Source organism: Streptomyces sp. NRRL F-5650 (assembly GCF_000721365.1).
Lineage (GTDB): Bacteria > Actinomycetota > Actinomycetes > Streptomycetales > Streptomycetaceae > Streptomyces > Streptomyces ardesiacus.
Genome location: NZ_JOGV01000011.1, coordinates 146,652 through 168,705 on the forward strand (window position 1 = coordinate 146,652; position 22,054 = coordinate 168,705).

At 73.8% G+C, this 22,054-nt stretch carries 20 protein-coding genes; 16 read left to right on the plus strand and 4 right to left on the minus strand.

Going from position 1 to position 22,054, the window contains the following annotated elements; all coding sequences use genetic code 11:
- Window positions 1-2 precede the first annotated feature (2 nt).
- The 3 genes from rpmF to mutM all read left to right on the plus strand — a co-directional run bounded on the left by rpmF (window position 3) and on the right by mutM (window position 1,965).
- Complete coding sequence (gene rpmF / locus IG88_RS0113405) at window positions 3-176, plus strand: 50S ribosomal protein L32 (RefSeq protein WP_003951102.1); 174 nt, start codon at window positions 3-5, stop codon at window positions 174-176.
- Window positions 177-183: 7 nt separating this feature from the next.
- Entirely contained in the window at window positions 184-1,014 is an 831-nt protein-coding gene (gene rnc / locus IG88_RS0113410; RefSeq protein WP_051851890.1) for a ribonuclease III, read from the plus strand.
- Window positions 1,015-1,104: 90 nt separating this feature from the next.
- Window positions 1,105-1,965 (plus strand): bifunctional DNA-formamidopyrimidine glycosylase/DNA-(apurinic or apyrimidinic site) lyase, encoded by an 861-nt coding sequence (mutM, locus tag IG88_RS0113415; RefSeq protein WP_031039475.1) that lies wholly within the window; start codon window positions 1,105-1,107, stop codon window positions 1,963-1,965.
- Here mutM and IG88_RS0113420 read toward each other — a convergent pair.
- Both IG88_RS0113420 and IG88_RS0113425 read right to left on the minus strand, forming a co-directional pair.
- Entirely contained in the window at window positions 1,955-2,359 is a 405-nt protein-coding gene (locus tag IG88_RS0113420) for a winged helix-turn-helix transcriptional regulator (RefSeq protein ID WP_031039477.1), read from the minus strand. The two genes, mutM and IG88_RS0113420, sit on opposite strands and share 11 nt — an antisense overlap.
- Window positions 2,360-2,412: 53 nt before the next feature.
- Complete coding sequence (locus tag IG88_RS0113425; protein ID WP_031039481.1) at window positions 2,413-3,615, minus strand: CAP domain-containing protein; 1,203 nt, start codon at window positions 3,613-3,615, stop codon at window positions 2,413-2,415.
- A gap of 182 nt (window positions 3,616-3,797) precedes the next feature.
- Here IG88_RS0113425 and IG88_RS0113430 point away from each other — a divergent pair, with 182 nt between their 5' ends.
- The 8 genes from IG88_RS0113430 to IG88_RS0113465 all read left to right on the plus strand — a co-directional run bounded on the left by IG88_RS0113430 (window position 3,798) and on the right by IG88_RS0113465 (window position 14,190).
- Window positions 3,798-4,079, plus strand: coding sequence for an acylphosphatase (locus IG88_RS0113430; RefSeq protein ID WP_003973419.1), 282 nt, complete (start codon window positions 3,798-3,800; stop codon window positions 4,077-4,079).
- A 380-nt stretch (window positions 4,080-4,459) separates the two neighbouring features.
- Window positions 4,460-4,672: a hypothetical protein gene (locus IG88_RS0113435; RefSeq protein ID WP_030188592.1), complete on the plus strand. Its 213-nt coding sequence runs from the start codon at window positions 4,460-4,462 to the stop codon at window positions 4,670-4,672.
- Window positions 4,673-4,924: 252 nt separating this feature from the next.
- Complete coding sequence (gene smc, locus IG88_RS0113440) at window positions 4,925-8,509, plus strand: chromosome segregation protein SMC (protein ID WP_031039487.1); 3,585 nt, start codon at window positions 4,925-4,927, stop codon at window positions 8,507-8,509.
- A 200-nt stretch (window positions 8,510-8,709) separates the two neighbouring features.
- Window positions 8,710-10,128 carry a sugar porter family MFS transporter gene (locus IG88_RS0113445; protein WP_031039489.1) on the plus strand — a complete coding sequence of 473 codons (1,419 nt, stop codon included), beginning with the start codon at window positions 8,710-8,712 and terminating at the stop codon, window positions 10,126-10,128.
- A gap of 366 nt (window positions 10,129-10,494) precedes the next feature.
- Window positions 10,495-11,412 (plus strand): 3-oxoacyl-ACP synthase III family protein, encoded by a 918-nt coding sequence (locus tag IG88_RS0113450; protein WP_234332139.1) that lies wholly within the window; start codon window positions 10,495-10,497, stop codon window positions 11,410-11,412.
- Window positions 11,409-13,091, plus strand: a complete 1,683-nt coding sequence (locus IG88_RS0113455; RefSeq protein WP_158853914.1) for an AMP-binding protein — start codon at window positions 11,409-11,411, stop codon at window positions 13,089-13,091. The genes IG88_RS0113450 and IG88_RS0113455 overlap by 4 nt, the downstream gene beginning before the upstream one ends.
- Complete coding sequence (locus tag IG88_RS0113460) at window positions 13,088-13,399, plus strand: acyl carrier protein (protein WP_031039500.1); 312 nt, start codon at window positions 13,088-13,090, stop codon at window positions 13,397-13,399. Before IG88_RS0113455 ends, IG88_RS0113460 begins: the two co-directional genes overlap by 4 nt.
- Window positions 13,396-14,190, plus strand: coding sequence for an acyl-ACP desaturase (locus IG88_RS0113465; protein ID WP_051851891.1), 795 nt, complete (start codon window positions 13,396-13,398; stop codon window positions 14,188-14,190). Before IG88_RS0113460 ends, IG88_RS0113465 begins: the two co-directional genes overlap by 4 nt.
- 61 nt (window positions 14,191-14,251) lie before the next feature.
- Here IG88_RS0113465 and IG88_RS0113470 read toward each other — a convergent pair whose 3' ends face one another.
- Window positions 14,252-15,178: an acyl-ACP desaturase gene (locus IG88_RS0113470; protein WP_031039508.1), complete on the minus strand. Its 927-nt coding sequence runs from the start codon at window positions 15,176-15,178 to the stop codon at window positions 14,252-14,254.
- Window positions 15,179-15,440: 262 nt separating this feature from the next.
- On the opposite strand from IG88_RS0113470, the gene IG88_RS0113475 reads away from it, so the two are divergent.
- From IG88_RS0113475 to IG88_RS0113495, 5 genes are read left to right on the plus strand one after another with little or no spacing between them, the layout of a single operon-like run.
- Window positions 15,441-16,364, plus strand: a complete 924-nt coding sequence (locus IG88_RS0113475) for an alpha/beta fold hydrolase (RefSeq protein ID WP_031039510.1) — start codon at window positions 15,441-15,443, stop codon at window positions 16,362-16,364.
- Window position 16,365: 1 nt separating this feature from the next.
- Entirely contained in the window at window positions 16,366-17,940 is a 1,575-nt protein-coding gene (locus IG88_RS0113480; RefSeq protein WP_031039514.1) for an AMP-binding protein, read from the plus strand.
- The gene (locus IG88_RS0113485; RefSeq protein ID WP_063760611.1) at window positions 17,937-19,088 is read left to right on the plus strand and encodes an NAD-dependent epimerase/dehydratase family protein; all 1,152 of its coding nucleotides are present in this window, start codon (window positions 17,937-17,939) and stop codon (window positions 19,086-19,088) included. Before IG88_RS0113480 ends, IG88_RS0113485 begins: the two co-directional genes overlap by 4 nt.
- Entirely contained in the window at window positions 19,085-19,336 is a 252-nt protein-coding gene (locus IG88_RS0113490; protein WP_031039520.1) for an acyl carrier protein, read from the plus strand. Before IG88_RS0113485 ends, IG88_RS0113490 begins: the two co-directional genes overlap by 4 nt.
- On the plus strand, window positions 19,333-20,562 hold the full coding sequence (locus tag IG88_RS0113495; RefSeq protein ID WP_031039522.1) for a beta-ketoacyl-[acyl-carrier-protein] synthase family protein: 1,230 nt from the start codon (window positions 19,333-19,335) through the stop codon (window positions 20,560-20,562). The genes IG88_RS0113490 and IG88_RS0113495 overlap by 4 nt, the downstream gene beginning before the upstream one ends.
- A gap of 27 nt (window positions 20,563-20,589) precedes the next feature.
- Here the strand turns inward: IG88_RS0113495 and IG88_RS0113500 are convergent, their stop codons facing one another.
- Window positions 20,590-22,041, minus strand: a complete 1,452-nt coding sequence (locus IG88_RS0113500; protein WP_031039527.1) for a cytosine permease — start codon at window positions 22,039-22,041, stop codon at window positions 20,590-20,592.
- Window positions 22,042-22,054: the final 13 nt, after the last annotated feature.

Genomic DNA, 22,054 nt, shown 5'->3' on the forward strand with positions numbered 1-22,054 from the left:
CCGTGGCTGTTCCGAAGCGGAAGATGTCGCGCAGCAACACGCGCCACCGCCGGTCGCAGTGGAAGGCTGCGGTCCCCACCCTGGTTGCGTGCGAGCGCTGCCACGAGCCCAAGCAGCAGCACATCGCGTGCCCGTCTTGCGGCACTTACAACAAGCGCCAGGTCCTCGAGGTCTGAGCGGCTGGTGAGAGGCACTGTGTCAGTCCCCAAGAAGGCGGAAGACGCCAAGGCGGACCCACCCGCCAAGAAGAAGGCGGACACCCAGGCCTCGTCCCACACGCTTCTGGAAGGGCGGCTCGGCTACCAGCTCGAGTCCGCCCTTCTGGTGCGTGCGCTGACCCACCGTTCCTACGCGTACGAGAACGGCGGTCTGCCGACGAACGAGCGGCTGGAGTTCCTCGGTGACTCCGTCCTCGGCCTCGTTGTCACGGACACGCTGTACCGCACCCACCCCGACCTGCCCGAAGGCCAGCTGGCCAAGCTGCGGGCCGCGGTGGTCAACTCGCGTGCGCTGGCAGAGGTGGGCCGAGGGCTCGAACTCGGCTCCTTCATCCGGCTCGGCCGGGGCGAAGAGGGCACGGGCGGCCGGGACAAGGCGTCCATCCTCGCCGACACCCTCGAAGCGGTGATCGGCGCGGTCTATCTCGACCAGGGTCTCGACGCGGCCTCCGAACTGGTGCACCGCCTGTTCGACCCGCTGATCGAGAAGTCCTCGAACCTCGGTGCCGGCCTGGACTGGAAGACCAGCCTCCAGGAACTCACCGCGACCGAAGGGCTCGGCGTTCCCGAGTACCTGGTCACGGAGACCGGCCCGGACCACGAGAAGACCTTCACTGCTGCCGCCCGCGTCGGAGGCGTCTCGTACGGCACCGGCACCGGCCGCAGCAAGAAGGAGGCGGAGCAGCAGGCCGCGGAATCCGCGTGGCGGTCCATCCGGGCCGCGGCGGACGAGCGCGCCAAGGCGACGGCGAACGCCGTCGACGTGGACCCCGACGGGGCGTCCGCCTCCGCCTGACCCGCCCACCGCACGGTCCGAGCGCCCGCCCCGCCCCCGGGGCGGGCGCTCGGCTCGTCGCCCGCCCACCGGCCCACCCGAGGGGAAGCCATGCCCGAGTTGCCCGAGGTGGAGGTCGTCCGTCGCGGCCTGGAGCGCTGGGTCGCCCACCGGACCGTCGCCGACGCCGAGGTGCTGCACCCGCGCGCGGTACGCCGCCACATCGCCGGACCCGACGACTTCGCCCACCGTCTCAAGGGCCACCGCGTCGGTACCCCAAGCCGCCGCGGCAAGTACCTGTGGCTGCCGCTGGAGGACACCGGCCAGGCGGTCCTCGCCCACCTCGGCATGAGCGGCCAGCTCCTGGTCCAGCCGCACGAGGCACCCGCCGAGAAACACCTGCGCGTCCGGGTCCGCTTCGCCGACGCCCTCGGCACCGAGCTCCGCTTCGTCGACCAGCGCACCTTCGGCGGCCTCTCCCTGCACGACACGACCCCCGACGGCCTGCCCGACGTCGTAGCGCACATCGCCCGCGACCCGCTGGACCCCCTCTTCGACGACGAGGCCTTCCACCGGGCGCTGCGCCGCAAGCGGACCACGGTCAAACGCGCCCTGCTCGACCAGTCCCTGATCAGCGGCGTCGGCAACATCTACGCGGACGAGGCCCTGTGGCGCGCCCGCCTGCACTACGAACGCCCCACGGCGACCCTCACCCGCCCCCGCACCACCGAACTCCTCGGCCACATCCGGGACGTGATGAACGCGGCCCTCGCCGTCGGCGGCACCAGCTTCGACAGCCTGTACGTCAACGTCAACGGCGAGTCCGGCTACTTCGACCGCTCCCTCGACGCCTACGGCCGCGAGGGCCTGCCCTGCCGCCGCTGCGGCACGCCCGTGCGCCGCCGGCCGTGGATGAACCGCTCCAGCTACTTCTGCCCGAAGTGCCAGCGCCCGCCGAGGGTCACGCCGTAGACGCCCGCCGCCGCTCGTAGCGCTCGCGCGAGGCCAGCACCTCGTCCATCCGTCCCTCGACGCACTGGATGAGCGCCAGCAGCCGCTCGGCCACCTCGTGGCCCAGCGGCGTCAGCTCGTAGTCCACCCGGGGCGGGTTGGTGGGCTGCGCCTCGCGGTGCACCAGCCCGTCGCGCTCCAGCGCGTGCAGGGTCTGGGCCAGCATCTTCTCGCTGACGCCGTCCACCCGGCGCCGCAGCTCGTTGAACCGGAACGACCCCTCGTGCAGCGCGCCGAGCGTCAGCGCGCCCCAGCGGCCCGTGACGTGCTCCAGGGTGCCGCGCGAGGGACAGGCCCGGGAGAACACGTCGTACGGCAGATCCTGCTCCGCCGTGCGTTCCTGCGTGGTCGACATGCCACCAGCGTACGTGAGCACAGCGCTGCGCCGCAGACCGCGCGGGGCGGGGGTCAGTAGCCGAAGTCCTGCGTCCACCACGGGCCGCCGGAGCCGAAGTGGACGCCGACCCCCAGGGTCTTGAAGTCGCAGTTCAGGATGTTGGCCCGGTGGCCGGGGCTGGCCATCCAGGCGTCCATCACGGCCTGGGCGTCGGCCTGGCCGCGGGCTATGTTCTCGCCGCCGAGGCCGCTGATGCCCGCTGCCGCCGCCCGGTCCCAGGGCGTCGCGCCGCTGGGGTCGGTGTGGTCGAAGAAGCCCTGGGTGGCCATGGCCCTGCTGAAGTCCTCGGCCAGTTCGCGCAGGGCGCTGTTGGCGGCCACGGGGCTGCAGCCCGCCTTGGCGCGTTCGTCGTTGACCAGCTTGAGCACCTGCGCCTCGGCGACGGCCGCCTCCGAGAGGGCGGCGGGAGCGCCGGGCCGCTGGGTGGCCGTGCGGGAGGGTGCGGGTTCCGGCTTCGGGTCGGTGCTCGGCGTCGTCCTCTGCTTCCCGGTCTTCGACGGCGTTCCGGCCGGGGCGGCGGGCTTGGCGGCCGGTGCCGACGTGGAGGGGGCGGCCGAGGGAGACGGGGAGCCGTCCTTCGAGGACTCCTTCGCCGACGGGGACGAGGAGGTCCGGGAGGGCGGGGCTGAGCGGTCGGCGCCGCGTTCCGACGTGCCGGCGTCGTCGCGGCCGGGGTCGGCACTGCCCGACGTGCCGCCCTGCTGGGAGGGGCCGTTGGCCGGGGCCTCCTGGGCCCGCACCGGGTCGCCGCTGCTGCCGCCGCCTATTCGGTAGTTGTCGAGGCCGGGTACCGCGCCGGTGGCCACCGCCACCGTGCCGATGGCGACCGCCGCGGACACCCCGAGCAGACCCGTGCGGACGCCGGTGCCCATCTTCCGGCGACGGCGACGGCGCCCTCCGCCCGGCTGCGAGCCGCCGTCGGGCGTGTAGCCGTCGGCGGGGAAGGCGACGGTGCGGCCGGCCTGCGGGGCCTCGCCGTCCGGGCCGTCCGGGCCGTCCGCGAACAGGTAGGCGTCGCTCCTGGCACGGACCTCGGCGTACGCCTCGGGGTTCAGATAGGGGGCGATCCCCATCGTGGGGGCCTCGCCCGCCTTGCCCGGGCCCGGCGTCAGGGGATCGCGGCCCCGTCCCGTCGCCGTGCCGTCCGTCCCCTGGTCTCCCGCGGCGCGGCCCGTGGCGGCGCGGCCGGCGGCGGAGCGTCGGTGGCGTCCCATGTCCTGGCCTTCCTCGTCCTCGTCCTCGCGCCGGGCGTGCCCCGCGGTCGACTGTGCTCACGATCAACACGGAACTCACACGATCGAGTGAGTTTCATGTGGGATTCATTGGACCGGGACGGTACCGCATGGCGCCTGGGGGTGAAGTGTCGCGCGGGACATTGACTGGTTAGGTTGCAGTCATGAGCGAGGATGTACGACTGGTCGCGTGGGTGCGCGGACAGGTCCAGGGCGTGGGTTTCCGCTGGTTCACGCGGGCCAGGGCGCTGGAACTCGGCGGGATGAGTGGTTTTGCTCTCAATCTGGGCGACGGCCGCGTCCAGGTCGTCGCCGAGGGGCCGCGCGAGCGCTGCGAAGGACTGCTGGAATGGCTGCGCGGTGACGACACGCCCGGGCGCGTGGACGGCGTGACCGAGATCTGGGACACACCCCGCGGCGGCTACGAGGGCTTCGCCATCCGCTGACGACCGGCCGCGCGAGGGTCCGCGGACGCCGTGAGCGACCCTCCCCGCGGAGGCGGTCCGGAGGAAAACGGGCAGGTGGTTGCCAAGAACGGCGGCTCGTGGCAGGCTCCGCACCCAGGAATGATCGCCACGCCCCGAGGGGCCCGCAGGAGTCGCAGCGCCGCCGTTCCCCGGCCGCGCGCCCCCGGGCGCCCGCCAGTACGGGGCGTGATCGTGTTGACCGTCAAACTTTTTGGTGAGACTCTGAAAGCCCCGCGCACCTTAGCTGTTTGGCATGGTTGAACGGCAGAGAAAACTTCACAGTGCCAAGCACCGCGGGTGCGATTCCCTCACGACCCACACCGCTTCGGTCGGTCACTCATTGTGGAGGACCATCCATCATGGCAAAGGCGCTTCTCGGTTACGTCGGCGGCTCCGACCCGCGACTCCTCGCCGAGATGCGACGGCTCCAGCAGCGCGTCCAGGACCTGGAATCCGAGCTCGGACGAATCCAGGCGGAGAAGGACGCGCTGGCGGCTGCCGCTTCTCACGACAGGATCATGGAGAGCATGGAGAGCGTTGACGCACACCAGGCGGAGCCTGCGCTCACCTGATCACTGCATCGCTCCACTACGGCACTGCAGTGGTTGGGCCCGCCCGTACAACCGCTAGGTGTCAGAGTCTGCAAGGGACGCTTCGGCGTCCCTTCTTTCTTTCCCGGCCCCCGTCCCGTCTCGCCCCGTCCCTGCCCCGCGCAACCTTTCACCCTCTTCAACGTCTGATGTGCCCTGCATGTTCACCGGCGAAACCGCGGCGGTTCACCGGTTCATGGAGTGAGACACACCCGAGAGGTAGAGTCCGACGGCGTGCACCTGAAGGCCCTGACCCTCCGCGGATTCAAGTCGTTCGCCTCGGCGACCACGCTCCGGTTCGAGCCCGGCATCACCTGCGTCGTCGGCCCGAACGGCTCGGGCAAGTCCAACGTCGTCGACGCGCTCAGCTGGGTCATGGGCGAACAGGGCGCCAAGTCGCTGCGCGGCGGCAAGATGGAGGACGTCATCTTCGCCGGCACCACCGGCCGCCCGCCGCTCGGCCGGGCCGAGGTGTCGCTGACCATCGACAACTCCGACGGTGCCCTGCCCATCGAGTACGCCGAGGTCACCATCACGCGGATCATGTTCCGCAACGGCGGCAGCGAGTACCAGATCAACGGGGACACCTGCCGTCTCCTCGACATCCAGGAACTGCTCTCCGACTCCGGCATCGGCCGCGAGATGCACGTCATCGTCGGACAGGGCCAGCTCGACTCCGTCCTGCACGCCGACCCGATGGGGCGCCGCGCGTTCATCGAGGAGGCCGCGGGCGTCCTCAAGCACCGCAAGCGCAAGGAGAAGGCGCTCAGGAAACTGGACGCGATGCAGGCCAACCTCGCCCGCGTGCAGGACCTCACCGACGAGCTGCGGCGCCAGCTCAAGCCCCTCGGCCGGCAGGCCGCCGTCGCCCGCAGGGCCGCCGTCATCCAGGCCGACCTGCGGGACGCCCGGCTCCGGCTCCTCGCCGACGACCTGGTACGGATGCGCGAGGCGCTCCAGGCCGAGATCGCCGACGAGGCCGCCCTCAAGGAGCGCAAGGAGGCCGCCGAGCAGGAGCTGGGCAAGGCGCTGCGCCGCGAGGCCGGTCTGGAGGACGAGGTGCGCCGGCTCACCCCGCGCCTCCAGCGCGCCCAGCAGACCTGGTACGAGCTGTCCCAGCTCGCCGAGCGGGTGCGCGGCACGATCTCGCTGGCGGAGGCGCGCGTGAAGAGCGCCACCTCGGCGCCGCCCGAGGAGCGCCGGGGCCGTGACCCGGAGGACCTGGAGCGCGAGGCCGCCCGCGTCCGGGAGCAGGAGGCCGAACTCGTCGCGGCGCTGGAGGCGGCCGAGCACGCGCTGGAGGACACGGTCGCCCACCGCGCCGACCTCGAACGCGAGCTGGCCCTGGAGGAGCGCCGCCTCAAGGACGCCGCCCGCGCCATCGCCGACCGCCGGGAGGGACTGGCCCGGCTCAGCGGGCAGGTCGGCGCCGCCCGTTCCCGCGCCGCCGCCGCCCAGGCCGAGATCGAGCGGCTGGCCGAGGCCCGCGACGCGTCCAGGGAGCGGGCCGCCGCCGCCCAGGAGGAGTACGAGACCCTCCGGGCCGAGGTCGACGGACTCGACGCCGACGACCGGGAACTCGCCGACCGGCACGAGTCCGCCAAGCGGGACCTGGCCGAGGCGGAGGCCGCGCTGGGCGCCGCCCGGGAGGCGGCCACCGCCGCCGAACGCGAACGCGCCGCCACCCGGGCCCGGCACGACGCCCTCGCGCCCGGCCTGCGCCGCAAGGACGGCACCGGTGCCCTGCTCGCCGCCAAGGACCGGCTCAGCGGCGTGCTCGGCCCCGCCGCCGGTCTCCTCACCGTCACGCCCGGCCACGAGGCGGCCCTCGCCACCGCCTTCGGCGCCGCCGCCGACGCCCTCGCGGTGACCTCACCCGCGGCCGCCGCCGACGCCATCCGCCTGCTGCGCAAGCAGGACGCGGGCCGCGCCGCCCTGCTGCTCGCCGGCGCCCCGGAGGACGCGGCGCAGGAGCCGCGCGGCGAGGGGCCGCCGTACGCCGCCGACCTGGTCCGGGGACCCGCCGAGCTGATGCCCGCCGTACGCCGGCTGCTGCGGGGGATCGTCGTCGTCGCCACCCTGGAGGACGCCGAGGACCTCGTCTACGCCCGCCCCGGGCTGACCGCGGTCACCGCCGAGGGCGACCTGCTGGGCGCCCACTTCGCGCAGGGCGGGACCGCCGGCGCGCCCAGCCTCCTGGAGGTGCAGGCGTCCGTGGACCAGGCCGCCGCCGAGCTGGAGGAGCTGGGCGTGCGGTGCGAGGAGCTGGCCGGGGCACACGAAGCGGCCGTGGCACGGCGCCGGGAGTGCGCCGCACTCGTCGAGGAGCTGGCGGAGCGGCGCCGGGCCGCCGACCGGGAGAAGTCGTCGGTCGCCCAGCAGCTCGGGCGGCTGGCGGGCCAGGCGCGGGGTGCCGCAGGCGAGGCGGAACGGTCCGCCGCCGCTGCCGCCCGGGCGCAGGAGGCGCTCGACAAGGCGCTGACGGAGGCCGAGGAACTGGCCGAGCGGCTCGCCGTCGCCGAGGAGATGCCGGTCGAGGAGGAGCCCGACACCGCCGCCCGCGACCGCCTCGCCGCCGACGGCGCCAACGCCCGCCAGACCGAGATGGAGGCCCGCCTCCAGGTCCGTACGCACGAGGAGCGGGTCAAGGGGCTCGCCGGGCGGGCCGACTCCCTGGACCGGGCGGCCCGCGCCGAACGCGAGGCACGCGCGCGTGCCGAGCAGCGGCGGGCCAGGCTGCGGCACGAGGCGGCCGTCGCCGAGGCGGTCGCCGCCGGCGCCCGGCAGCTCCTCGCCCACGTCGAGGTCTCCCTCACCCGGGCCGACGAGGAACGCGCCCTCGCCGAGGCGGCCAAGGCCCGGCGCGAGCAGGAGCTGACCGCCGCGCGCACCGCCGGACGCGACCTCAAGGCGGAGCTGGACAAGTTGACGGATTCAGTTCACCGGGGCGAGGTACTCGGCGCCGAGAAGCGGCTGCGGATCGAGCAGCTGGAGACCAAGGCGCTGGAGGAACTCGGTGTGGAACCGGCGGGGCTCGCGGCCGAGTACGGCCCCCATCAAGAGGTGCCGCCCTCGCCCCCCGCCGAGGGCGAGGTGCTCCCCGAGGACCCGGAGCACCCGCGCAACCGCCCGCGGCCGTTCGTCCGCGCCGAGCAGGAGAAGCGGTTGAAGGCCGCCGAGCGTGCCTACCAGCAGCTCGGCAAGGTCAACCCGCTGGCGCTGGAGGAGTTCGCGGCGCTGGAGGAACGGCACCAGTTCCTCAGCGAGCAGTTGGAGGACCTGAAGAAGACCCGCGCCGACCTGCTCCAGGTCGTCAAGGAGGTCGACGAGCGCGTCGAGCAGGTCTTCACCGAGGCCTTCCGGGACACCGCGAGGGAGTTCGAGGGCGTCTTCGGCCGCCTCTTCCCCGGCGGGGAGGGACGGCTGGTCCTGACCGACCCCGACAACATGCTCACCACGGGCGTGGACGTCGAGGCCCGGCCCCCGGGCAAGAAGGTCAAGCGGCTGTCGCTGCTCTCCGGCGGGGAGCGCTCGCTGACCGCGGTGGCGATGCTGGTGTCGATCTTCAAGGCCCGGCCGAGTCCGTTCTACGTGATGGACGAGGTCGAGGCCGCGCTCGACGACACCAACCTGCAGCGGCTGATCCGGATCATGCAGGAGCTGCAGGAGGCGTCGCAGCTCATCGTGATCACGCACCAGAAGCGCACGATGGAGGTCGCCGACGCGCTCTACGGCGTGTCCATGCAGGGCGACGGTGTGTCGAAGGTCATCAGCCAGCGGCTGCGCCAGGACCGTGAGCCCTCCACCCCACGGTCCTGACCACGGTTAACTTCAACTCTTGAACGGACGTGCCACCCCAGCACTGCCCCGACGCCCCTAAAACTCGAACCTCTCGCCCTATTGACTTCGAAACTTGAAGGCATAGTCTCTGCAACGTTGCTTTTACCTTCAGGTCCCTTCAACGGCACCTCGAAGGGTGAACCGCCCCGGCAGCGTTGCCGGTAGCCCGAGGAGTACACGTGGCCAGCACATCGCAGGCGCCCAGTCCAGGAGCCGGGACGGCTCACCCCGATCATCTCGGGCACGTCATCTTCATCGCGGCGGCGGCCGCGATGGGCGGTTTCCTGTTCGGCTACGACAGTTCCGTGATCAACGGCGCCGTCGAGGCCATCCGGGACCGCTACGACGTCGGCTCCGCGGTGCTGGCCCAGGTCATCGCCATCGCCCTGATCGGCTGCGCCATCGGCGCCGCCACCGCGGGCCGCATCGCCGACCGCATCGGCCGCATCCGCTGCATGCAGATCGCGGCCGTCCTCTTCACCGTCAGCGCCGTCGGCTCCGCACTGCCCTTCGCGCTGTGGGACCTCGCCATGTGGCGCATCATCGGCGGCTTCGCCATCGGCATGGCCTCCGTGATCGGCCCCGCCTACATCGCCGAGGTCTCCCCGCCCGCCTACCGGGGCCGGCTCGGCTCCTTCCAGCAGGCCGCGATCGTCGTCGGCATCGCGGTGTCGCAGCTTGTCAACTGGGGCCTGCTGAACGCCGCCGGCGGTGACCAGCGCGGCAAGCTGATGGGCCTGGAGGCCTGGCAGGTCATGCTCGGCGTCATGGTGATCCCGGCCGTCCTCTACGGCCTGCTCTCCTTCGCCATCCCCGAGTCCCCCCGCTTCCTGCTCTCGGTCGGCAAGCGCGAACGCGCCAGGAAGGTCCTCGAAGAGGTCGAGGGCAAGGACACCGACTTCGACGCCCGCGTCGCCGAGATCGAGCACGCCATGCACCGCGAGGAGAAGTCCTCCTTCAAGGACCTGCTCGGCGGCAGCTTCTTCTTCAAGCCCATCGTCTGGATCGGCATCGGCCTGTCGGTCTTCCAGCAGTTCGTCGGCATCAACGTCGCGTTCTACTACTCCTCGACGCTGTGGCAGTCGGTCGGCGTCGACCCGACGCAGTCCTTCTTCTACTCGTTCACGACGTCGATCATCAACATCGTCGGCACCGTGATCGCGATGATCTTCGTGGACCGCATCGGCCGCAAGCCGCTCGCCCTGATCGGCTCCGTCGGCATGGTGATCGGCCTGGCGCTGGAGGCGTGGGCCTTCTCCTACCACCTGGTCGACGGCAAGCTCCCGGCGACCCAGGGCTGGGTCGCCCTCATCGCCGCCCACGTCTTCGTCCTCTTCTTCGCCCTCTCGTGGGGTGTGGTCGTCTGGGTCTTCCTCGGCGAGATGTTCCCCAACCGCATCCGCGCCGCCGCCCTGGGCGTGGCCGCCTCCGCGCAGTGGATCGCCAACTGGGCCATCACCGCGAGCTTCCCGTCGCTGGCCGACTGGAACCTCTCCGGCACCTACGTGATCTACACGGTCTTCGCCGCCCTCTCCATCCCCTTCGTGCTGAAGTTCGTGAAGGAGACCAAGGGCAAGGCCCTGGAGGAGATGGGCTGACCGCCCGCCCCGAACCCGGGGAGGAGGCCAAGTCCCCGCCGCCCCCTCCCCGTACCGTCCGCCGCCCCGCCCGGCCGCTCGCCGGGCGGGGCGGCGGTGTCGTACGCGAGATCCGTCCGAACACCGGGGAACACCCCGGAGTGGCTCGCGCGGGCGGGTGCCGGTCGCATGGCATTCTGCTGCGCGAACCGGTCCATTCCGGACCGGTCGCTTGGAGAGTCTTTCGGCTCGGCCGTCGTCAGCCCTGCCGCCCGGTCGGCCGCCGTGTGCGCCCCGGGAGGACACATTTCCTGCTTCAGTCGGATTACCGGCGCAGCCGTTCATCATCCTCCGCGCCGCCAGTCGGTGGCGGAGGTCGAGGAGGCGGTGCGCGAGACCAATCCCCATCTGCTCATCGTGGAAGGCGTGCTGGAGCGCCTCTACGGCCTCGAAGAGCGCCGCGTGGCCCCGCCGGGAACCCTGCCGTCCGATCTCGCGGCCGCGGCGGGCGAGTCCGCGCTGGTCCGGGCCGGCGTCGCGCCCTCCGAGGTGGAACTCCTGATCTTCGCGGGGGTCAGCGAGGACCTGGAGGAACCCGCGACCGCACACGTGGTCGCCCACAAACTCGGCGTGAAGGCACCCGCCTTCGACGTGAAGAACGCCTGCAACGGTGTGCTCAACGCCCTGCAGACCGCCGACGCGCTGATCAGGACCGGGACGCACACGACGGTCCTGGTCGTCACCGGCGAACTGCCCAGCCGGCTGATGCGGCTCCCGGTGGCCGACCGGTCCGCCCTCGCCCACGCCATGCCCGCCTACACCGGGGGCGACATGGGCGCGGCCCTGCTGCTGCGGGCCGGCGACGCCCCCGGCCTGATCGCCATGCGGTTCGCCGCCGACCCGGCCGGCTGGGACGCGGCCACCATGGTCAACCCCTACTTCGGCACCGCGGACGAGCCGAGGTGCCCGCGCATCGACTCCGAGTCGCTGGTGCGCTCGTGCCTGGGCTTCGCGCAGGACGGCGTACGGGAGATGGCGGAGCTGGGCTTCAAGATCGGGGACGCCGACCTCGTCTGCGTCCACCAGGCGTCGGTGCCCTTCACCCGCACCCTCTGCGAGGCCGTGGGCGCCGAGCAGGACCGCGTCGTCCAGGTCTTCCCCCGGTACGGCAACGTCGGCACCGGCAGCCTCCCGCTGCAACTGGTCGAGGCCGAAAGCACCGGGCGGCTCCACCGCGGTGACCTCGTCGCCCTGTTCGGGCTGGCCAGCGGCACGAGCTGCGGCCTCGCCCTGTGCCAGTGGTGAGCGACGCCTGGGTCTGCTCGGTCCTGCAGACGTACGAAGGGGACCCGGCCCCGGCCCACCGGTACGTGGACGGCGAGGGCCGCACCCGGGAACTGTCGCGGGCCCGGCTCCTCGACGAGGTGCGCGACCGCGCCCGGCGGCTGGCGGGGTGCGGGGCGGGCCCCGGCAGCAGGGTGGCGCTGCTGGCCGACGACCCCGGACGGTTCGTCCCCGCCTTCCTCGGCGCGGTCTGGGCCGGCATGGTCCCGGTCCCGCTCCCGCCCCCTCCGGTCCTGGGACGGCGCGACGCCTGGGCCGAGGCCGTCGGCGCGTCGCTCCCCGCCGCCCGGCCCGACCTCGTCGTCGCCGAGGAGACGGTGCTCGCCCTGCTGCCCGCGACACCGGCCCGCCACCTCTCCTACGAAACACTGGAGTCGGCCGCCGAGCCCGCGGACACCCCGGCCCCCGCCGCCTACCGGCCCGGGCGCACCGCCTACCTCCAGTTCAGCAGCGGCAGCACCGGACGGCCCAGGGCCGTCGTCGCCACCGCCGGATCGGTCACCGCCAACAGCCTCGCCATCATGCGCGACGCACTCGCCGCCGACCCGGCCCGCGACCACGGCGTGAGCTGGCTGCCGCTCCACCACGACATGGGCCTGGTCGGCTTCGTCCTCGCCCCCCTGGCCGTCGGCGTACCGGTGACCCTGGTCGCCACCCGGCTGTTCGTCCGCGACCCGGGCGTGTGGATGCGCACCCTGTCCGACGTGAAGGGCACCATCACCGGCGCCCCGAACTTCGCCTACGCGCTGGCCACCCGGCGCACCGACCGGGACCGCCTGGCCCGCCTCGACCTGTCCGGGGCGCACACCCTGCTGTGCGGCGGGGAGCCGGTCAGCCCCCGCACCCTGGGGGACTTCGCCGACGCCCACCGCGCGGCGGGCCTCGACCCGGCGGCGCTGCGCCCCTGCTACGGGCTGGCCGAGTCCACGCTCGCGGTGTCCATCGCCCCCAGGGGCACCGCGTCGCGCCCGGACCGGGTCTCCTGGCCCCGGCTGCGCGACCGCGACCGTGCCGACCCGGGCGGCGACGGCACCGAGTCCGTGGAGGTCATGGGCTGCGGCCGCCCCCTCCCCGGCCACGAGGTCCGTGTGGTCACCGAGTCCGGACTGCCCGGCGCCGACCGGGAGGTGGGCGAGATCTGGGTGCGCGGGCCCTCCGTCTGCGCCGGGTACGTGGACCGGACCCGGGACCGGCCGGTTCCGGTCACCCACGACGGCTGGCTGCGCACCGGGGACCGCGGCTACCTGGCCGACGGTGTGCTCCACCCGACGGGCCGGCTGAAGGACGTCCTCGTCGTCCAGGGGCGCAACATCGACCCGCAGCGCGTCGAGTGGGCCGCGGAGGCGGTGGACGGCGTCCGCACCGGCGGAGCGGTCGCCTTCACCCGGCCCGGCACCGACACCGAGGAGGTGGTCGTGGTCGCCGAGTGCCGGCCCCGCCGGAGCGCCGGCATCGGCGACGCCGTACGGGAGACCGTGTCGCGGCGGCTCGGGCTGGGCGTCGGCGACGTCGTGGCCGTCGGCCCGGGCACGGTCGCGAAGACGACCTCGGGCAAACCCCGGCGCCAGGAGATGCGCCGCCGCTACCTCCTCGGAGACCTCTCATCCCTGCCCACCGAACCCCCAAGGAACAGCCCATGACACCGACCGACATTCCCCAGGTCCTGCAGCGTGCCTACCAGCAGGTGACGCAGCGCGACCCCGGGACCCTGCACCGGGACACCGACATCCGCGCGCTGGGCGTGGACTCCGTGCAGCTCCTCGAGATCATCGTGATCGCCGAGACGGAGCTGGGGCTGCGCGTCCCGGACGCGGCCCTCGGCGGCGTGGAGACGATCGGGGACCTGTACGACATGCTCGGCCGGGCCGCACCGCAGGCGCCGACCCAACTGCCCGCGCCCGCGCCCGCACCGGCGCAGGCTCCCGCCGCTGCCCGGATCGCGCGATGACCTCGATCGCGCTGCGCGAGGCGTTCCACCGGGAGTTCATGACCTTCTTCGAGCGGGCCGAACGCACCCGCCGCTGGAGCGTCTTCGACGACATCCCCTGGGACCGGCTGGACGAGGTGTCCGCCCGGGACGAACTGGCCCTGGCCGCCGAGACGTTCTGCGGCATCGAGATGTTCCTCCCCGACTACCTCCAGGCCCACCTCTCGCTGCTGGCCGGCGACTACGGGCAGGCGTGGTTCTCCGCGAACTGGGGCTACGAGGAGGCCAAGCACGCGCTGGCCCTGCGCGAGTACCTGCTGCGCAGCGGCCAGCGCACCGAGACGCAGATGCGGGAGTTCGAGGAGGCCGTGACGGCACGCCACTGGGAGCCGCCGTACCGGACGCCCCGGCAGATGGTCGTGTACTCGGCGCTCCAGGAGCTGACGACCTTCGTGAGCTACCGCGAGCAGCGCGACCTGGCCCGGCGGACGCAGGACCCCGTCCTCGCCGAGGTCTACCGGCTGATCGGGCGGGACGAGATGGCGCACTGCCGTTTCTACCAGCGGATCCTGGGCCTGCACCTCGACGAGGACCGCACCGGCACGCTGAAGGACCTGGCCCACGTGGTGCGCACCTTCCGCATGCCCGCCCACGAGCTGCTGCCCGACCGCGCGGACCGGGAGAGCGTGCGCACCACGGGCTTCGGCAACGGCGCCTTCATCACGGAGGTCCTCCTGCCCTCGCTCGGCGCGCTCGGCCTGACCCGGCACGACCTCTACGCCGCCGCGGCCACCGTGCCCGCGGCCCGCTAGACACGGGCGGAGCGGTGCCTCCCCGCGTACGGGCGGGGGGCGCCGCTCCTGAACGACGCTTTCAGAGCGCGGAGTTCACGTGGCCGGCGAACCTGCGGGCCTGCGCCTCGGACGCCCGCAGCAGTGCCGCGAGCCGGTCCCTGGCCTCCTCGCCCTCGGCGCCGAGGCCGGTCCGGTCGAACACCCGCAGGTGACGCGTCACCGGTGCGAGCACTTCCGTGTGGTGGGTCACGGGGGAGTAGATGCCCGACCGCGCCATCGACATCGACAGGCGCGGGAAGTCCGGCGCGCCGTGCGCGGGGGACCGGAACGTCGCCACCACGGTCGCCAGGGCCCCGATGGTCCGCTCCGGCTGGAGCTCCATGGCCGCTTCGAGCACCCGGCGGTAGAACAGCATGTGCCGGTTCTCGTCCTGCGCGATCCGCTGCAGCAGCGCCACGCACACCGGCTCGCCGGAGATCCGCTTGATGTTCCGGTACGAGATCCGGGTCGCCAGCTCCTGGAGGGTCACGTACACCAGCCCGGCCAGGACGTCGCCGCGGTAGTCGCTGTCGTACCCGGTCTGCATGTGCAGGCGGCGCGCGTCCTCCATGGCCACCGGATCGGCGGTCCGCGTGACGATCAGGTAGTCCCGGACGGCCGTGCCGTGGCGGTCCTCCTCCACCGTCCACCGGTTGACCCAGGTGCCCCACGCGCCGTCCCTGCCGAACAGCTCGGCGATCACCCGGTGGTAGCTGGGCAGGTTGTCCTCGCTCAACAGGTTGTGCAGCAGCGCGTCCCGCACCGCCGACTCCATCGCCCCCTGCTCCGGCGCCCAGGGCTCGCCCCCGAGGACGCCGTCGTAGTCGCGTCCCAGCCCCCACGGGACGAACCGGTGCGGATACCAGTCGTCGGCGCCGCGGAAATGGTCGTCCAGGGCCCGTGCGACCACCGGCTCCAACTCCGTGAGCAGCCCGACGTCTTCGCGCTCCACCTCTGGCGCACGCATAACAGCCTCCCGACGATGCCGAAGTGCGGCGGGACCGGCCACCCTCCGGCGGTCCCCAACCGGTCACCGGCATGCTCGCCCACCGCGTGTGCCCCGGCGGTACAGCGCGCCGGGCGACCGGTGAGAGCCGGTAAGTGTGATGAACTCCAGTGCGTTGCAGGGTGGTTCGCGTCCAGGGCCCGTCTGGACCGGCCGGGTGAAGTTCCCGCGCGGGACGGAGTCGGCGCGGTGCGGGCGGCCGGGCGCGTCCTACCGTGGCGCCATGCCTCCCCCCACGCCGCCGGCCTCTCTGCTGCCCGGCTATCCGGCAGCCGACCGGTGGCGGCGCGTCCCCCGGACCGGTCAGCACTACGTGGACACGGGCTCGGGTCCACCCGTCCTGCTGCTGCACGGCAATCCCTCGTGGAGCTACCAGTGGCGCCACCTGATGGCCGCACTGTCCCCGGACTTCCGCTGCGTCGCCCCCGACCTCGCCGGGCTCGGCCTGTCCCCGCGACCGCGCGTCCCGGCCGCCGCCGTCGACCGGCACCTGCTGCAACTCGACCACCTCGACGCCCTGTTCGACCACCTCGTCGGCACTCAGGACATGCCCCGCGACGGCTGGACGCTGGTGCTGCACGACTGGGGCGGACCGCTCGGCCTGGCCTGGGCACGGCGCCGGGCACTGCGCCCCGCCCGCGTCGTGGTGCTCAACTCCGTCTGCTTTCCCTGGCCTTCTGGCTACCGGCTGCCGGTGTACCTGCGCTGGATCCGGGACCACCGCGGCGTCGCGGCCCTCGCCCACGCCACCAACTTCTTCCCCCGGGCCGCGGTGCGCGGCGGCGTCGTGGCCCCGCTGCGCCGGGCCGAACGCCGGGCGTACCTGCTGCCGCTCGCCCGGAGCGGAGACCGGCGTGCGGTCGTGGACTTCGTACGCGGCATCCCGCGCGACGAACGGGAGGAGTCCTGGCGGCTCCTCGATCCGGCCGGTGCCGACGGAGCCGACCTGCGCGGCCTTCCGCTGTTCGTCGGCTGGGGCATGCGCGACCCGGTGTTCACGCCCGTAGTCCTGGCGGAGTGGGAGCGGCGCTTCCCGCACGCCCGGGTCCACCGCTACCCCGACGCCGGCCACTACGTCATGGAGGACGCGGCCGGCCGGCTCGGCCACGACATCCGCGGCTTCCTCTCGTCCACGGAACGGGGCTGACATGGCACACCTCCACGCCCGGCTCGAACAGCTCGCCGCGGAGCGCCCGCACGACACCGCCCTGGTCCTCGGCCGCCGCGACGGAGCGGGCCGGGCCGTCACGTTCGCCCGGCTCGTCGCGGGGTGCCGGGAGGCGGCCGAGGCCTTCGAACGGGCCGGGGTGCGCCGCGGCCACAAGGCCGTGACCATGACCGGCGACCCCTACCACCTGTTCACCACCGTCCACGGGCTGCTCGCCGTCGGAGCCGTCCCGGTCCTGGTCGACCCCGGTCTGCCCCGCGCCGACCTGCGCCAGTGCCTGGACGAGGTGGCCCCCGAGGCGTTCGTCGGACAACCCCTCGCCCACCTGGGCCGTACGGCGCTGGGCTGGGCCCGGGGACACGTGCGGACGGCCGTCGTCACCGGGGCGGCCGTCCCGGGACTGCGGCGGCGTCTGCCCCTGCCCCGCGCCCGGCGGGGCGGGGAAGCCGCCGGCCCGCCGCGGGACACCCGGCCCCCGGCGCCGGACGACCTCGCGCTGATCGCCTTCACCTCCGGCTCGACCGGCGTCCCCAAGGGCGCCGAGTACCACCACCGCACCCTGGCGGGGCAGGCCGAGACGCTGGCCCGCCTGGTCGGCACCGACGGCACGCTGTTCGCCGGGTTCCTCCCCGTCGTGCTGCTGGGACCGGTGCTGGGGCACACCACGCTCGCGCCCGCGGTCAACCACCGCGCCCCGGCCCGCACCCCGCCCGGACGCCTGGTCCGCCCGCTCCTGGAGAACCGGACGGAGGTGGTGGTCGGCTCGCCCGCCGTGCTGCGGCTGCTGGCCGAGCACTGCGCGCGCCGCGGCCTCACCCTGAGCCGCGTCGACCGCGTGATCTCCTTCGGCGCCCCGCTGCGGGCCGCACTCGCCGACGCCCTGCACGCGGTGCTGCGGCCGGACGCCGAGGTGCTCAGCGCCTACGGGGCCACCGAGTGCCTGCCGGTGAGCGCCGCCGGCACCGCCGAGGCCCGCTCACCGGGCCCCGGCACGTGCGTGGGCCGGCCCGTCGAGGGCGTCGTCGCCAGGATCCTGGACGCCGGTCCCGACGGCGTCGGCGAGATCGCCGTCACCGGCGGCAACGTCAGCCCGGCCTACCACGCGCGTCCCGAGGTCACCGCGGCCACCAAGACCCTCACCGCCCAGGGCGTCCAGCACCGGACCGGCGACATGGGGACCATCGACGCGCAGGGCCGCATCTGGTTCCACGGCCGCCGCAGCCACCGCGTCCTCGGCACCGGTCACGTCCTGACCACCGAGGACGTCGAGGCCGCCGCCGACACCGTGCCCGGCGTGCGCCGCAGCGCCCTCGTCGGGGTCGGCGACCCGGGCCGGCAGCGCGCCGTGCTGTGCGTCGAGCTGACCACGCGGGGGCCCGGGCGCGCGGCGGTGGTCGCGGCGGTGCGCGCACTGCTCGACCGGCGACCCGACGGGCGGCACATCACCGACGTCCTCGTCCACCCGGGGTTCCCGACGGACATCCGGCACAACTCCAAGATCAACCGCGAGCGGCTGGCCGCCTGGGCCACCCGGCGCCTGCGGAGGCAGCGGTGAGCGCACCGGCCGCACCGGTCCCCGCCCGGGTCCTCGTCACCGGCGGCAGCGGCTTCCTCGGCGCCGAGATCTGCCGGCAGCTCACCGCCCGCGGCACCGAGACCGTCTCCCTCAGCCGCCGCCCGAGCGCCGCGCTGACGCGGCTCGGCGTCCGCCAGGTCCACGGCGACCTCACCGACCCGGCCGCCGTCGACCGGGCGCTCGCCGGGTGCGACGCCGTCGTCCACAACGCCGCCCTCGCGGGAACGGGCGGTCCGGCGGCCCCCTACTGGTGCACCAACGTCGACGGCACCCGTACGGTGCTCGACCGGTGCCGCCGGCTCGGCGTGCGCACCCTCGTCCACACCTCGACCGCCAGCGTCGTCTTCCGGCCCGGGGGCCTGGAGAACGCCGACGAGCGGCTGCCCCACCCGCGCCGGCACCTGGCCGCCTACCCCCGCACCAAGGCCGTCGCCGAGACACTGGCCCTCGCCGCCCACGGCTCCGGCGGCCTCGCCACCCTCGCCCTGCGCCCGCACATCATCTGGGGGCCGGGCGACCCGCACTTCCTGCCCGCCCTGACCCGCGCCGTCCGCCGGGGGCGCCTCGTCATGCCGGGCAACGGGACCAACCTCGTCGACACCACCCACGTCCGCACCGCCGCCCACGCCCACCTGCTCGCCCTCGACCGGCTCCACCAGGGGTGCCCGGTCGGCGGGCGGGCCTACTTCGTCGCCCAGGGCGAGCCGCTGCCCCTGCGCGACATCGTCGGCCTGCTGCTCGCCGCCGCCGGGGTCCGCGCCACCTGGCGGCCGGTGCCCGCCCCACTCGCCCACGCCGCCGCTGCCGCCCGCGAGACGGCGGACCGGCTGCGGGGCGCCACCGGCACGCACGGCCTCAGCCGCTTCCTGGTCGCCGAACTGGTGCACCCGCACTGGTTCGACCTGACCGCCGCCCGCACCGGCCTCGGGTTCACCCCGCCGCTCGGCTTCGCCGACGGCATCCGGGAGGCGTTCGAGGCCGCGGGCCGCCCCGCCGCCGGCGCCGGCACCCTCGCCCGGCTCCTGCCCGCCCCTCCGGGCCCGGCCCCCCGGTCCGGGCCGAAGCCTCCGCTCTCGTCCGCCCACCCCGCCGTACCCGGCATCGAGAAGGGAACCGCCCGCCCATGACCGACACCTACGACGTGATCCGCTCCGTGCTGACCACGACGTTCCGCGTCCCCGACGACGAGATCAGCCCCGAGCGCACCCTCGAACAGCTCGAACTCGACTCGCTCGCCCTCGCCGAGTTCGCGCTCATCCTCCAGGAACGCCTGGAGGTGCGGGTCGACGAGGAGCACGCCACCCGGGCCACCACCCTCGCCCAGGTGACCGAGCACCTCGACACCCTGCGCGCCCGGTCGGTGACCACGCCGTGACACCCCGCACCCCCGTCGCGATCACCGGGCTGGGCCTGGTCACCCCCGGCGGAGACGGAGCGGAGGCGACCTGGGAAGCGGTGTGCGCGGGAACCGGCACCGCCGCCCCGGACCCCCTCCTCGCCGGCCTGCCCGTCGACTTCTCCTGCCGGGTCCCGCTGACCGAGGAGGAACTGGACCGGCGGGTCGGACGCCGCTCGTGGCGCATGGGACGCTCCGCGAAGCTCGCCGTCCTCGCCGCCCGGGAGGCCGTCCGCGACGCCGGCCACCGGCCCGCCGACTGGGACGGCGCCCGCGTCGCGGTGATCCTCGGCTGCGGCATGGGCTGCGTGGACAAGTGGGAGGAGCAGGGCAGGCGCCTGGAGGAGCGCGGTCCCGACTTCGTCTCGCCCCTCGCCATCCCCCTGGTCCTGCCCAACCTCGGCACCGGTGAGGTCTCCATCGACCTCGGGGCCCGGGGCATCGGCCTCGCCCCCGCCACCGCCTGCGCCTCCGGGGCGACCGCCCTCGCGCTGGCCCGCGACCTGCTGGCGGCCGGCCTGTGCGACGTGGCCGTGGCCGGCGGCGTCGAAGCGGGCGTCAGCCGGCTGTCCACCACCGGCTTCTGGCGCATGGGAGCCCTCTCGGAACGCCGCGACGCGCCCGCCGAGGCGTCCCGGCCGTTCGCCGCCGACCGCGACGGCTTCGTCGTGGGGGAGGGCGCCGGCGTGCTGGTCCTGGAACGCGTCGCCGACGCCGCGGCCCGCGGCAGGCCGCCCCGCGCCCTGCTCGCGGGCTGCGGCAGTACCTCCGACGCCCACCACCCCACCGCGCCGTCACCGGACGGGCGGGGAGCGGAGGCGGCCCTGCGCACCGCGCTCGCCGAGGCCGGGCTCGCCCCGCACGACGTCGACCACGTCAACGCCCACGGCACGTCCACGGAGCTCAACGACGCCACCGAGGCCGGCCTGATCGCGCGGGTCCTGCCGCACCGGCCCAGCGTCACCGCGGCCAAGGGGGTCCTCGGGCACAGCCTCGGCGCCGCCGGGGGTATCGAGGCCGCGCTGACCGTGCTGACCCTCCAGCACCGCCGCGTCCCGCCGGTCGCCAACCTGGAGGCTCCCGCGCCCGGGCTCGACCTCGACTGCGTGGTGAAGCGGCCCCGCCGCCAGGAGGTCCGCGCCGCGGTCAGCCACTCCTTCGGCTTCGGCGGGCACAACGTCGTCCTCGCGCTGACCCGTCCGTAGCCCACCGGGCGGGGTGCCGGCGGGGCCTCAGACGGTCACGGTCCCGGCTCGTTCCGCCGGCTCGGCGGGGCGCTCCGGGACGACCGCCGCGGGCTTCGGCAGCACGAGGTACAGCAGACCGGAGATCACCACCGTGGCCACCCAGCCCAGTCCGTACTCGCCGACGACGTTGTTCGCCGCGAGCGGGCCGGTGAACCAGTCGGACGTGGTGAACATCAGACCGGCGGCCAGGCCCACCGCCCAGGCGGCGACGGCGGCGGGGGAGAAGCCGCCGCGGTACCAGTAGGCGCTGGTGCGGCCGGTGTCGGCCAGGGCCGCGCCGTCGTACTCCCGGCCGCGCAGCAGGTCCGCGCCGAAGACGCCGACCCAGGCGGAGAAGGCGACCGCGAGCAGCGACAGGAAGGCGATGAAGGACCCCATGAAGCTGGTCGCCACCAGCATCAGCACGCCGCCGAAGACGAGCGAGATCACGGCGTTGACCGAGACCGCCCAGTGCCGCGGGACCTTGAAGCCCAGGGTCTGCGCGGTGAAGCCGGCCGAGTACATCGACATCGAGTTGATCAGCAGCATGCCGATCAGCGCGATCAGCAGGTACGGCACCGCGATCCAGGTGGGCAGGATCTCGCCGAGGAAGGAGACCGGGTCGGCGGCCGAGGCCAGGTCCGGCGTGGAGACGGCCATGATCATGCCCATCAGGACCATGGGCAGCACGACGATGCCGGCCCCGCCGACCGTGACACCCACGATGCCCTTCGAGGACGCCGTGCGCGGCAGGTAGCGGGTGAAGTCGGGAGCGGACGGGATCCAGCTCACCCCGCCGGCCGCGATCAGACCGACGCCCGTGATCATCGCGGCCACCGAGCCGGCGGACCGGCCGAAGACCGCGGACCAGTCCGTGTCCACGATCAGGTAACCCAGCACGAGCACGGAGAAGGCGCCGAAGAGGTACGTCGCGTACTTGTTGCACTTCTGCACGGCGTTGATGCCCAGCCCCGAGATCGCGAACGTCGCCACGACGAAGGCCAGCAGCGTCACCATGTCCAGCACGCTGTTCGCGCGGATGCCGAACACAATGTCCAGCACGGTGAGCAGGGCGTACGCGCCGGTCACCGCGTTGATCGTCTCCCAGCCCCAGCGGGCGACCCAGATCAGCGAGCCCGGCAGCAGATTGCCCCGCTGCCCGAACACCGCGCGGGAGAGCGCCATGCCGGGGGCACCGCCCCGCTTGCCGGCGATGCCGATCAGACCCACCAGGCCGTACGACACGACGGGCGCCGCGGCCGCGACGACCAGGGCCTGCCAGAAGTTGAGCCCGTACGCCACGACGAGGCTCGCGCCCATCGTGAGCAGCAGCACGCTGATGTTGGCGCCGACCCAGGTCGGGAACAGGTCGCGGATCCGGGCGGTGCGCTCGTGGTCGGGCACCTGCTCGATGCCACGGGTTTCCAGGGCGCCTTCGTTCTCGGCGGTCTTGCTCATGTGGGGGGTCCGT

What these genes read in the sequence shown, in the direction of transcription:
- mutM (WP_031039475.1), top strand. Translation starts at nt 1,105, where the DNA reads ATGCCCGAGTTGCCCGAGGTGGAGGTCGTCCGTCGCGGCCTGGAGCGC.
- IG88_RS0113420 (WP_031039477.1), bottom strand. Translation starts at nt 2,359, where the DNA reads ATGTCGACCACGCAGGAACGCACGGCGGAGCAGGATCTGCCGTACGAC.
- IG88_RS0113425 (WP_031039481.1), bottom strand. Translation starts at nt 3,615, where the DNA reads ATGGGACGCCACCGACGCTCCGCCGCCGGCCGCGCCGCCACGGGCCGC.
- IG88_RS0113430 (WP_003973419.1), top strand. Translation starts at nt 3,798, where the DNA reads ATGAGCGAGGATGTACGACTGGTCGCGTGGGTGCGCGGACAGGTCCAG.
- IG88_RS0113435 (WP_030188592.1), top strand. Translation starts at nt 4,460, where the DNA reads ATGGCAAAGGCGCTTCTCGGTTACGTCGGCGGCTCCGACCCGCGACTC.
- IG88_RS0113460 (WP_031039500.1), top strand. Translation starts at nt 13,088, where the DNA reads ATGACACCGACCGACATTCCCCAGGTCCTGCAGCGTGCCTACCAGCAG.
- IG88_RS0113465 (WP_051851891.1), top strand. Translation starts at nt 13,396, where the DNA reads ATGACCTCGATCGCGCTGCGCGAGGCGTTCCACCGGGAGTTCATGACC.
- IG88_RS0113470 (WP_031039508.1), bottom strand. Translation starts at nt 15,178, where the DNA reads ATGCGTGCGCCAGAGGTGGAGCGCGAAGACGTCGGGCTGCTCACGGAG.
- IG88_RS0113475 (WP_031039510.1), top strand. Translation starts at nt 15,441, where the DNA reads ATGCCTCCCCCCACGCCGCCGGCCTCTCTGCTGCCCGGCTATCCGGCA.
- IG88_RS0113480 (WP_031039514.1), top strand. Translation starts at nt 16,366, where the DNA reads ATGGCACACCTCCACGCCCGGCTCGAACAGCTCGCCGCGGAGCGCCCG.
- IG88_RS0113490 (WP_031039520.1), top strand. Translation starts at nt 19,085, where the DNA reads ATGACCGACACCTACGACGTGATCCGCTCCGTGCTGACCACGACGTTC.
- IG88_RS0113500 (WP_031039527.1), bottom strand. Translation starts at nt 22,041, where the DNA reads ATGAGCAAGACCGCCGAGAACGAAGGCGCCCTGGAAACCCGTGGCATC.